12 protein-coding genes and 2 pseudogenes are annotated in these 11081 nt (G+C 69.2%); 5 read left to right on the top strand and 9 right to left on the bottom strand.

From position 1 onward, the window contains the following. The 6 genes and pseudogenes from ACNFOC_RS42655 to ACNFOC_RS42630 all read right to left on the bottom strand — a co-directional run. Positions 1–126 (bottom strand): annotated as a pseudogene (locus ACNFOC_RS42655) (esterase); the annotation flags it as partial. 540 nt (positions 127–666) lie between these two features. After that, on the bottom strand, positions 667–1200 hold the full coding sequence (locus ACNFOC_RS42650) for a hypothetical protein (RefSeq protein ID WP_416964390.1): 534 nt from the start codon (positions 1198–1200) through the stop codon (positions 667–669). Next, positions 1197–2687 carry a DNA cytosine methyltransferase gene (locus ACNFOC_RS42645; protein WP_416964389.1) on the bottom strand — a complete coding sequence of 497 codons (1491 nt, stop codon included), beginning with the start codon at positions 2685–2687 and terminating at the stop codon, positions 1197–1199. The genes ACNFOC_RS42650 and ACNFOC_RS42645 overlap by 4 nt, the downstream gene beginning before the upstream one ends. After that, complete coding sequence (locus ACNFOC_RS42640; RefSeq protein WP_416964388.1) at positions 2684–3055, bottom strand: hypothetical protein; 372 nt, start codon at positions 3053–3055, stop codon at positions 2684–2686. Before ACNFOC_RS42640 ends, ACNFOC_RS42645 begins: the two co-directional genes overlap by 4 nt. Then, positions 3052–3453, bottom strand: a complete 402-nt coding sequence (locus ACNFOC_RS42635; protein ID WP_416964387.1) for a hypothetical protein — start codon at positions 3451–3453, stop codon at positions 3052–3054. Before ACNFOC_RS42635 ends, ACNFOC_RS42640 begins: the two co-directional genes overlap by 4 nt. 67 nt (positions 3454–3520) lie before the next feature. Continuing rightward, a complete protein-coding gene (locus ACNFOC_RS42630) occupies positions 3521–3712 on the bottom strand; it encodes a hypothetical protein (RefSeq protein ID WP_416964386.1) in 192 nt (63 codons plus the stop codon). A gap of 463 nt (positions 3713–4175) precedes the next feature. Here ACNFOC_RS42630 and ACNFOC_RS42625 point away from each other — a divergent pair, with 463 nt between their 5' ends. The 3 genes from ACNFOC_RS42625 to ACNFOC_RS42615 are packed head-to-tail and all read left to right on the top strand — an operon-like array spanning position 4176 to position 6735. Next, positions 4176–4622 carry a helix-turn-helix domain-containing protein gene (locus ACNFOC_RS42625; RefSeq protein ID WP_416964385.1) on the top strand — a complete coding sequence of 149 codons (447 nt, stop codon included), beginning with the start codon at positions 4176–4178 and terminating at the stop codon, positions 4620–4622. A 35-nt stretch (positions 4623–4657) separates the two neighbouring features. After that, positions 4658–5008 (top strand): hypothetical protein, encoded by a 351-nt coding sequence (locus ACNFOC_RS42620; RefSeq protein ID WP_416964384.1) that lies wholly within the window; start codon positions 4658–4660, stop codon positions 5006–5008. After that, positions 5005–6735 (top strand): recombinase family protein, encoded by a 1731-nt coding sequence (locus ACNFOC_RS42615; RefSeq protein WP_416964383.1) that lies wholly within the window; start codon positions 5005–5007, stop codon positions 6733–6735. The genes ACNFOC_RS42620 and ACNFOC_RS42615 overlap by 4 nt, the downstream gene beginning before the upstream one ends. 29 nt (positions 6736–6764) lie before the next feature. Here ACNFOC_RS42615 and ACNFOC_RS42610 read toward each other — a convergent pair whose 3' ends face one another. From ACNFOC_RS42610 to ACNFOC_RS42600, 3 genes are all read right to left on the bottom strand, one after another. Further along, entirely contained in the window at positions 6765–7766 is a 1002-nt protein-coding gene (locus ACNFOC_RS42610; protein ID WP_416964382.1) for a zinc-binding dehydrogenase, read from the bottom strand. A gap of 96 nt (positions 7767–7862) precedes the next feature. Continuing rightward, the gene (locus ACNFOC_RS42605; RefSeq protein ID WP_416964381.1) at positions 7863–8384 is read right to left on the bottom strand and encodes a methyltransferase domain-containing protein; all 522 of its coding nucleotides are present in this window, start codon (positions 8382–8384) and stop codon (positions 7863–7865) included. Then, on the bottom strand, positions 8327–8524 hold the full coding sequence (locus tag ACNFOC_RS42600; RefSeq protein ID WP_416964380.1) for a hypothetical protein: 198 nt from the start codon (positions 8522–8524) through the stop codon (positions 8327–8329). Before ACNFOC_RS42600 ends, ACNFOC_RS42605 begins: the two co-directional genes overlap by 58 nt. 486 nt (positions 8525–9010) lie before the next feature. Here ACNFOC_RS42600 and ACNFOC_RS42595 point away from each other — a divergent pair, with 486 nt between their 5' ends. Together ACNFOC_RS42595 and ACNFOC_RS42590 are read left to right on the top strand one after the other, a co-directional pair. Further along, positions 9011–10396: an NAD(P)/FAD-dependent oxidoreductase gene (locus tag ACNFOC_RS42595; protein ID WP_416964379.1), complete on the top strand. Its 1386-nt coding sequence runs from the start codon at positions 9011–9013 to the stop codon at positions 10394–10396. Positions 10397–10653: 257 nt separating this feature from the next. Then, positions 10654–10906: pseudogene (locus ACNFOC_RS42590) on the top strand (SAM-dependent methyltransferase); the annotation flags it as partial. Positions 10907–11081: the final 175 nt, after the last annotated feature.

Genomic DNA, 11081 nt, shown 5'->3' with positions numbered 1-11081 from the left:
GGAGGCGAGCGCCTTGCGCAGGACGGTGACGGCCATCGTGATCGCGGCCTCGGCGGCGTGCGTCTCGCGCAGGGCGTTCAGCATCACGAAGTCGTGGATGATCCCCTGGAAACGGACGGCGGTGACGCGCCATGCGCGCGCTCGCCAACGACGGTGCCACGGCCTCACGGCACGAGTCGGCGTGCACCACGCCGGAGGAACTGGTGAAGGCGATCGGCGAGATGCCCCGCGCTGCCCGGCGGCACGCTCGCGGGCCCGCTGCTGCCGCTCCGCAGACCTCGCCCGCTCGTCCTCGACCCGGGCACGGGTCGGGTTGTAGATCAGGAAGTCGTGCATGTAGTAGTCGCCGGGGGCCGGCTGCTTGCATCTCGGGTGCGGGCACGTGTGGCCGTGCGCGTGCCACAGGCCGGCCGCGACCAGCTTCCGGGCCTGCGGCGCGGTGCCGTACAACTGCGCGACGACGCCCGGAACCACGCCCTCGGTGAGGTGCTGCGCGGCGTAGGCACCGGCCTTGGCCCACAGACCGACGGCCGCGTTACCGGCCTTGAGCGTCTTCGGGTGCCCGTAAAAGGTGTCGTCGACTTTGAACCAGGTCACGGGGGCTGTGCTCCTCGGATGGGGCACCCGGGGCGAGGGGCTCGGCGGCCAGTCCTCGCCCCGGGGCGGTCATGCGGCGGCGGTGACGAACGGGCGGGTGCGGGCCGGCTGGTGCTCCTCGCACCGTGGCCCGCACGGGTAGGGCCGTACCTGGGAGTCGTGACACGTCGGGTTGCCGTGCCCGCAACTCGGCTTGCTGGAAAGCCGGTTGCACTCCGCGCAGTACCGCCGGCCGTCGTCGCGGTGGCGGCCGTGTACGGCCTGGTCGTGCTTGCACTTGCGCGGCCGGTGCCGCATGCCCTTGACGTCGGCGAGGGCGGAGCGCTCGCGCTCGCGGGTCTCCTGGTCGTCGACATGGGCGGGCGAGCAGCACGTCGCCACCTCGCACGACGGCGAGACGCTGCCGGTCGGGGCCCGCCCGTGCCACAGGATGAAAGCGGCCTGAAACGCGGTGTACGACACGCCCTTGTGCTGGAACCGGCCCCCGCCCTTGGCGGGGGTGCCGGTCCACTCGCGGTGTCCGTCCTCGGTCTCACGGGTGCGCTTGAGGAACGCGAGGGCGAGGTCGACGGAAACGCCCCGTACGGGCGTGCCGGCGCTCATGCGGCCAGTCCGAACCGTGCGGCGATCCCGGCGCGGTATAGCAGCAAGTGCAGCGCGTGTGCGGCCTGTTGGGGGACGACGCCGTTACCCAACGCCTTGAGCTGGGCGGGGCGGGACAGGCCCGGCACGCCCGTGATGTGGCCGAGGGGCAACCCCATCATCCATTCGACGAACGCCGGGGTCAGGCGGCCTCGATCGTCAGTTGGCCGGGGTGCCGGTCGGCCCGTGATCGCTTCCCACTGCGCAACGGCGTGGGCGTAGGGGCCCCAATCGACGCTGCCGTGTTCGCCAGAGTCGGCGTTCCGTCCCCGTGCTTCTGGTTGGGGCTCCCCTTGGTGCCGTCGCTCGCCCTCGGCGTCGGTAGCAGGTGCTCGACCTCGTCGGCGAGCGTCGGGCCGTGCCCGCCCCCCTTCCTCTTCTCCGGGTGCTGCGAGCCTCCGCTCATGCCGAGCGAGGCCGTCGGGGTCTTCAGCAGCCGTACGACCGCCGGTAGGCCGTCGTCGTGCCCCCTGCCCCGGCTGTCCCTCGCGAGGGGCGTCGGAAGGTGTGCGATGCGGGCCCGCAACGTGTCGTTGCGGTTCCCGTCCGGCGTCCCCGGTCCGTTCCACTCGCTCGTGGTCGGCGTCGGCAGCAGGCCACGCGATGATGAAAACGCGCTCGCGCTGGTGAGGCGCCCCGACGTCGGATGCGCGCTGCACGTGCCATTCCGCAGAGAACCCGAGGTCGGCCAAGTCGCCGAGTACGGCGCCGATAGCTCGAAGAGTGTCGGCGTCTCCGCCGTCCTTATCCACAGGCGGGCCGTCGGGTCCCACACCGCGAACGGCCTTGGCCGAGAGAAGCCCGCGGACATTTTCGATCACCACCAACCGGGGTCGCAGTACGGATATGGCGCGGGCGACGTGGAACCACAGACCGGACCGGTTCCCCCTGATCACCCGCTCGGGCGGCGGGCCCGCCGGGTCGGCGAGGTCGCGGGCGTTGAGTTCGGCGACCGCGGCGGCGGCCTCCATGCCGGCCAGGCGTGCGGGAACGGCGCCGGACGGCGAGGCCGCCTCACACGTCGCGAGGTCGTGCTCGCCCCACCGGCAGTCACCGCACAGCAGGACGCCAGCGGGTACGACGGTGTCGCCGATCACGCCCGCGCGCTTGCCCGCAAGGCTCACGTCCTGGCATGGAAAACCTGCGGTCAGGACGTCGACCGGCTCGACCTCCGACCAGTCAACGGCCGTGACGTCGCCATGATTTGGGACGGTCGGCCAGTGGTGCGCGAGGATGCGCGCGGCGTACTGGTGCTTGTCGTCGGGGTCGTACTGGCAGTGCCAGGCCACGGACGCGCCGAGCAGACCGGCGACGGCCATGTCGAGCCCGCCGTACCCGGAGCACAGGGAACCGATCCGGGGGCCGTCGGGGATGGCGAGCTGTCCGGGCACCATCTCGACGGCACGGTCGGCGAGTAGTTGCGCGGCGCGTTCAAGGGTCAGGGTCACGGGCGCGTGCTCCTGTCCGGTGCGAGGCGTATCCGGGCGGCGAACCGGGTGATGCGGCCGGCGAGGGTGATCGCGTCGTCGGGGCCGAGCAGCGGGTCGAGGCCGTCGGCGCTCGGCGCCTCGGCGAGCAGGGCCTCGCGACTCGCGTCGGCCTGCGCGGCACGGATGTTGCGCTCGTACTCGGCCATGTCCTCGCTCACGACGGCGTGATCGAGGCGGACGACGTGCGCGGCGTGCAGCGCGAGCAGGCGGCCGACGTCCTCGGGGCCCTGGGCGTAGGCGAGGGCGAGTTCGTCGAGGACGCGCGCCGTGCGGTGGGCGACCGGCAGGCGGACGGCGAGGCCGTCGGCGGTGAGTTGAGGGATCATCGGCGCGACTCCGGGGCGCTGTCGAGGCCGAGGGCGGCGGGCGCGGCGGGCTCGTCGAGGCGGAGGTCGCCCGTACGGGCGTCGTAGGCGAGGGCCCGCGACCAGTCGGCGCCAGGGAACATGCGGGTGAGCAGGCCGCGGGCTGCGAGGTGCGCGGCGCGGTCGGCCTTGACCGGCAGTCCGAGGACGTCGTCGAGGACGACCCACGTCGCGACGCGCTGCTCGCCGTCGCGGTCGGTCCGCACCGGCACGGTCCGCACGTGGACCGTGCCGGGCGCGATGGCGTCCAACTGCCGGGCGATCACTTCCGTACGGGTGAGGCGTCTCCGCGCGCGGTGGGCTCCCAGTACGGCGAGGGCGGCGCGGGGCGCGCGGTGGATAGGCTTGGAGGTGTTCACGGTCGGTACCTCTCGGGGTTCGGTCGGGAGGGCCGTCCGGGTCGCATCCGGGCGGCCCTCCGTGTTTTCAGGCGGCGGCGCGGTGCTCGACGGCGGGCGCCTGCTGGCGCTGCTGGCGTTCGAGACGGCGCAAGATCAGTTCCGCTGCGGGGTCAAGGCGACCTGCGGCGCGGTCGAAGTCACGACTGGCACGGGCGGCGTCGAGGGCCCGGCGGGCATTGGCGAGGGCCTGTTCGCGGGGGATCACGTCGACGGTCATGCGGCGGCCTGCTTGATCAACTGCCCGGCGGAAACGCCGTAGTGCGTTTCAACTGCCCCCGCTACGTTGGCACTTGGGGCGGTGAGCCCGTTCCGCAAGCACCGTGCGATGGTCCGGGCAACCTTCAATCGGCGTGCTGTGTCTGACGGAGTGCGGCCCCCCGCTTGTCGAGCGGCGGCGATCAAGGCGGCGCGGTCACACATGAGCACCTTCCTTCCACGGAAGGATTACTTCCTTCCGTGGAAGGAACGTTAACATGCTGGTGTGACGGGTGAGTCGAACGTCTGTACGGAAAGCACTTGCCGAATGGCGTTGACACTCGGCATATGCCCGACAACAATCAGTCACCTGTTCGAGTGCATCGCCGCAGTTCATTGGGGGTGAACCGTGTCAAACATGCATGCTCCGGGCGCGTTCGAGTGGTCGCCTGGTAGCTACGTTCCATGGAAGGTATGTTCCGTCCATGGAAGATACGAACTCGGGCGAGAACGATCGCGCGACGCCAGAGCAGTTCGGCGCCTGGCTCAGAATCCAGATTGAGCAACGCGGCTACGACCTGACACCCAGGGGGGGCGGCCAAAGCAGGTTCGCCGAACGCGCCGGCCTCAGCAACAGCACTGTCAGCCGCATTCTGCGGGGCCAGGCCGTCACCGAGACACGCACACTTCAGGCGATTGCCACCGCCCTCCGCCTGCCCCTCGCCGAGGTGCTCGTCGCCGCCGGCGTGCTCAGCACACGCGAGTTGAACGACGTCCGCAACCCCACCAGCACCAACCCACTGACACCCGAAACCGCTGCCGACGAACTAGGCATCACCGACCCGCAGTCACGCCGCCTGTTCGTCAACATGACCGCCACCCTGCGAGAGCAGCGCGCCGAGAACGGCGAGGGACGCATCGCCGAGAACTAACCGCACGGAGAGGCAGCACAGTGACCCACCGATACATGCCCGTATTCGCCTTCACCCTGCTCGCGGTAGGGCTTAGCGCGGGCGCTGTCGGCTTACTCGGCAACAACGACGATCTGTTCGGGACCGGCCTGTTCGTCGTCCTCACCGCCGTCCCCCTGACCATCATCCGCACTGTTCAGAACTCCCAGCGCGCCACCGACGACCAACTCGCCGACGCCGACCGCGCCGGATACAACCGCGCCCTCGACCACGTCGCCCGCGGCCTGCTCGACGCACCCACCCCGCCCACGCCGGGCAACCGGGAGGACCGCACCGAGCAGGATGCGGGCAACGTGATCACGTTACGTCCGAACCAAGTTCGACAGACCGAACGGAAGGCGCTGTGACAGCACAAATACTTGCGACGTTCCGCACCGCGGAACGAGAGCCGTACATCGGCTACATCAGAGTCAGTACATGGCGAGAGGAGAAGATCAGCCCCGAAATTCAGCGCACAGCGATCGAACAGTGGGCCCGGCGCACCAATCGACGCATCGTCAAGTGGGTTGTCGACCTCGACGCGTCAGGCCGCGACTTCCACCGCAAAATCATGCGGGCCATTGAACTCGTCGAGAACAGGGCCGCCCGAGGCATCGCTGTCTGGCGCTACTCGCGGTTCGGCCGTGACCGTGTCGGCAACGCTGTCAACCTTGCACGTGTCGAGAACGTTGGCGGTCAACTTCAGTCGGCGACCGAACCCGTCGATGCCGAAACGGCCATCGGCAGGTTCCAGCGCGGGATGATCCTGGAGTTCAGCGCGTTCGAGTCGGACCGAACCGGCGAGCAGTGGAAAGAGGTGCACGCGCATCGCCTCGGCCTGCTACTGCCCTCGGGAGGCCGGAAGCGGTTCGGATACGTTTGGTACCCGCGCCGTGTACCGGACGCCACCGAACCCACTGGCTTTCGGCTTCAGGTCGAGCGCTACGAGCCAGACGAGGAATCCGCCTCCGCCCTCGCGTACTGCTACAACCAGTACATCAACGGCACTGGGTTCATCGACCTGTCGCGCTACCTGAACAAAGCCGGGTTCCGGACCACTCGCGGAAAGGTATTCACTCAAAGCTCCCTGCTCCGCTATATGGACTCGGGCTTTGCTGCGGGATACCTGCAAGTGCGCGACTCGTGCGACTGCCCCAAGGACCGGAAGTCGTCGTGCCGTCACTGGCGACGTTTCCGAGGCGCTCACGACGCAGTGATCAACTTCGATCTGCCCGACTGTGACGACTCCGAGGAAATGTGGCAGGCGTACCAGGACCGGCGAGCGAGCAAGCGCAAGCAGCACCCGCGGGAGCGGTCCGCGGTGTGGGACACCACCAGCCTTGTGCGCTGCATCCGGTGCCGTGGCTCCATGACCGGACGACAGAATACGAACGGCGCCGTTTACTGGCGCTGCGTCAGGGCGGATGTTGGCGGCGACTGCGAGGGCGCGGTCGGCACCTACGGAGACCTACTCAAGGAAGTACAGGACTTCCTTAAGGACGTCGCACAGGGTATCGACGACGTGCCCGCGCCCCCACCCACCGCGCCGCCGCAGAAGGAGGAGCCCGAAGAGGAAGAGGCCACTGAGGACCGGGCGACGCTCCAGGCCGAACACACCCGCCTGCAAGACGCCTTGACTCGCCTCGTCACCGACTACGCGATCAACCCGCACCGCTACCCGGCGGAGGCGTACGACAGCGCGTGCGCGAAGCTCGAACGGGATCGCACCGACGTCGCCGCCAAGCTGGACAAGCTGAACGAGGAGCAGCCGGAAGAGATGCCCAGTTCGGCAGACTTCCGGCCCCTGGTCGTCGGCGTACTCCCCGAGTGGGCCACGCTGACCACCGTGCAGCGGAATTCGATCTTGCGGCAGTTGGTCAGGCACATACTCGTCTCACCCCGCCCGTCTCGCTACGAGACCCGCGCGAGGGTCGTACCGGTGTGGGAACCAGAGGCAACGATCTGGAACGCAGAAGTTGAGCGCACAGACGCTCGTGGAAGCGATCCCAGCGAGCATGAGCCCAGTGCACCTTTGGGAGACATGCTCGACGGCATCGCGTTCAAGGTGGCGGAAGAGGCCGAGGGCGGCAAGTAGCGGGCCCGCTAGACTCCGCCGGACAGACCCTAGTGCCGGACCCGGACCACCAGCTTCCCGGTGGCCCGGTTGTGCTCCATGTCCCCGTGGGCCTGCGGTACTTGCTCCAGGCCGTCGTACACCCGGTCGACAGGGAAGGCGAGTTGACCGGCGGCGACCGCGTCGAGGATCTCCTGGAAGACCGCCGGTGACAGGTCGGACGCGTCGCCGAAGTAGCCCGCCAGGCGAACTCCCCTCGGCAGGTACTCGTTCGGGGAGAAGCCCCGCACCGTCCACTGGTTGGAGAGGCTGCCGCCGAAGCAGGCCGTGCCGTGGACGCGTACCGCGCGCAGGGTGTCGGGGAGGGTCGGGGTGCCGACGAGGTCGAGGGCGGCGTCGACGCCGGACGGGTACAACTCCCGTACGGCGGGGGCCACTTCGCCGGTGTCCAGCAAGGGGTGGTCGACGCCGCGCTCCTTCAGCGAAGTGAGGCGATCGGGGCGGCGGGTGGTGGACAGTACGGTCGCTCCGCGCCAGGTCGCCAGCGCGGCTGCCGCGAGGCCCACCGAGGACGTGCCGCCGCGGATCAGCACGGTCTGGCCGGGCCGCAGGTCCAGTCCGACGGTGAGCGAGCCGTAGGCCGTCTGCACCATCTCCGGGAGGGCGCCCAGCACTTCCCAGGGCAACTCGGTGTCGACGGGGATGACTTGGGACAGCGGCACCGACGTGTACTCGGCGTAGCCGCCGTCGTAGGTGCGCCCCATGTCGCCCATCATCGCGACGACCTTCTGCCCGCGGGCCAGTCCACTGCCGGCCGGGGCCGCGTCGACCGTGCCGGTGGCCTCGATCCCCGGCACCCGGGGGAAGCTGACGCCCTCGCTCACCCCCAGCCGGAGTTTCAACTCCGAGCGGTTGAGGCCGAACGCCTCGACGCGGATGCGTACCCAGCCGTCCCGCTCGGGCGGCAGCGGGAGCGTGGTCAGCCGCAGGTTCTCGACGGGGCCGGGGGCGGAGAGCTGGACGGCGCGCATGGTGATCGGCGAGGACGTCATGGGGCTGCCAACATGCGCCCGCGGCGGCTTCATTCCCGACTCACCCTGGATCTGCGGCCGTTGGCGTACGTATGGGTCAGTTGATGTACGCGTCGGTCAGAAGTCCGCCACCAGGAGCCGGTAGCCGACGTCAATGGTGTCGAGCGCGAGCAGGTCGGCGTACCGCTCGTGCCAGCGGCCGGTCGTGAGGTCGTCCCTGAGCGCGGCCAGGCCGGGGGCGAGGGCGTCCTCCCCGGTCTGGGCGAGCATGGAGATGCCGGCGCGCACCCGGGGGTCGAGGTAGGCGTGGGGGCGGCGCCAGTACGCCGCGCCGAACCCGTCCGTGCAGTCGTGCGGGACCGGGACGCTCTCCACCCGCGCCCCGCCGAGCAGCGCGGCCAGCCGCTCGGTCGGGACGGCGCGGGTGTCGTCGTAGGCGGCGGCCTGGGGGAGGTAGTCGCGCACGAGCCAGAACCGCTCGCGGAAGACCCGCTGGTCCCAGGCCAGGACGACGACCCGGCGGCGCGCGACCCGGCGGAGTTCCGCGAGGCCGGTCGCGAGGTCGCTCCAGTGGTGGACGGTCAGCAGTGCCATGACGGCGTCGGCGGCCTTGCCGCGGAGGGGAAGACGTTCAGCCACCGCCCGCACGGCGGGCGCTGGGCGAGCATGATCCGGCTGGGTTCTACGGCGAGAACCGTGGGCGGTGATTCGTAGGAGCCCGTGCCCGCGCCGATGTCGATCACGTCCTCGGCGTTCCCGAGCGTGTCGTAGACGGCCATGTCTTCAAGGTGTGGAGGAGCGGCTGTGCAGGACCCCCGCGACCCCGAATTGTTACCGGCCGGTATTAAACTCCTGAGCAGCCCATATAACGTATGAGCGGTTGCAGGGGCGCTCGCCGACCCCCTTCAGAACACGTCCGTAAGAAAGTTCGTGAAGTTCTTCACAAGGAATTCTGTCCTGTTGGGCGACGAGACTGCCCCGGTTGGCCCTTCCGGGGTCCCAGCGGGGCTGGGAGCGTGTTCGGCGGGGCGGTGCGGGAGTGATTCGGGGGAGTTTCGGGAGGGTGTCGCGGAGGTGTGGTTCAGGGGGTCCAACGGTGCAGAGCGGCAGCTCACGCGGCCTTGACAACGGGGCGAACCGCACCCTGGTTCGGCCCCCGCGGAGTGACCTGGATCATGCGAGTCGCGGAGGATAACACACCCCCCAGGGAAGCTTGTGAAGGGGCGCACGAGCGACCCCCCAGGGGCAGGTGGATACTCGATGGCATGAGCACCACGGAGCGTCCCAGGATCCTCGTAGTAGGCGGTGGGTACGTAGGCCTGTACGCAGCTCGGCGCATTCTCAAGAAGATGCGCTACGGCGAGGCGACCGTCACGGTCGTCGACCCCCGGTCGTACATGACCTACCAGCCCTTCCTCCCCGAAGCCGCCGCCGGCAGCATCTCCCCTCGGCACGTCGTCGTCCCGTTGCGACGCGTGCTGCCGAAGGCGGAGGTCCTCACCGGCCGGGTCACCACCATCGACCAGGACCGCAAGGTCGCCACGATCGCCCCCCTCGTGGGTGAGGCGTACGAGCTGCCTTTCGACTACCTCGTCATCGCGATGGGCGCGGTCTCCCGCACCTTCCCGATCCCCGGCCTCGCCGAACAGGGCATCGGCATGAAGGGCATCGAGGAGTCCATCGGCCTGCGCAACCACGTCCTCGAGCAGCTCGACAAGGCCGACTCCACCACCGACGAGGAGATCCGCCGCAAGGCGCTCACCTTCGTCTTCATCGGCGGCGGTTTCGCCGGTGCGGAGACCATCGGTGAGGTCGAGGACATGGCCCGGGACGCGGCCAAGTACTACAACAACGTCTCCCGCGAGGACATGCGCTTCGTCCTCGTCGACGCCGCCGACAAGATCCTCCCGGAGGTCGGCCCCAAGCTCGGCCTCTACGGCAAGGAGCACCTGGAGAGTCGCGGGATCGAGATCTACCTCTCGACCTCGATGGACTCCTGCGTCGACGGTCACGTCGTACTCAAGAACGGCCTTGAGGTCGACTCGAACACGATCGTATGGACGGCCGGCGTCAAGCCGAACCCCGTTCTCTCCCGCTTCGGCCTCCCGCTCGGCCCGCGCGGTCACGTCGACGCCCAGCCGACCCTCCAGGTCACCGGCACCGACTACATCTGGGCCGCCGGCGACAACGCCCAGGTGCCCGACATCGCCGCCCGCAAGGCCGGCGTCGAGAACGCCTGGTGCCCGCCGAACGCCCAGCACGCGCTGCGCCAGGCGAAGGTCCTCGGCGACAACGTGATCTCCGGTATGCGGGGCTTCCCGCAGAAGGAGTACTCGCACGCCAACAAGGGTGCGGTGGCGGGCCTCGGCCTCCACAAGGGCGTCGCGATGATCGTCATGGGCAAGGTGAAGATCAAGGTCAAGGGCCGTCTCGCCTGGTACATGCACCGTGGCTACCACGGTCTGGCGATGCCGACCTGGAACCGCAAGATCCGCATCTTCGCCGACTGGACGCTCGCGATGTTCCTCAAGCGCGAGGTCGTGTCGCTCGGCGCCATGGAGAACCCCCGCGAGGAGTTCTACGAGGCCGCCAAGCCGGCGCCGGCGCCCGCTGCGGCCGCCAAGGCCGAGGAGAAGGCCAAGGCCTCCTGACCGTCTCTGGTCACGGCTGACCCGTAGTACCCGTTACCCGTAGTGCCCGTAGTACCCGTAGTACCTGTACGCCCGAAGGGGCCGCTCGCCATCCGTGGTGCGGGCGGCCCCTTCGGCGTTCCCCGACACCCCCTGCCTCCATGGTGGCTACACCTATTTTGCCTACTCGTAACGCTCAAGCAGGACTGCGATCGGGCCTGGCCGGTGTTTACGTAGTGATGGACAATTCCGGGATCCGCGTCACGGAGGTGTGCGCCATGGCTGATGCCGCGCTGCGGCTCAAATCCCTCTTCGAACAGCTACTGGGGACTTCTGTCCCGGTGCGCATCCGCGCCTGGGACGGTTCCGAGGCAGGGCCGCCCGAGGCGCCCACCTTGGTCGTACGCAACCGGCGTGCCCTGCGCCGACTCCTGTGGAAGCCCGGCGAACTGGGCATGGCACGCGCCTGGGTCTCCGGCGACCTGGGCATCGAGGGCGACCTGTACGCCGCCCTCGACGCGATGTCCGAGCTGGTGTGCTCCGCGCGCCCGCGCTTTTGGCCGCGGCCTGATAGCAGCCGGCGAGTTGTACCTCGAACTCCACCGCGCAGCGGGCGGTCGATCAGCCGGCAGGTGAGGATCGCGTCCTCACGGTGACGGCAACGACTGGTGCCGCGTCCGAGTTGACCAGGAGGACACCGGATCGG

Origin of the sequence: Streptomyces colwelliae, from assembly GCF_048158785.1 — a bacterium.
GTDB lineage: Bacteria > Actinomycetota > Actinomycetes > Streptomycetales > Streptomycetaceae > Streptomyces.
Note: the sequence above shows the minus strand (reverse complement) of the source record. Positions and strands in the feature narration are given on the sequence as shown.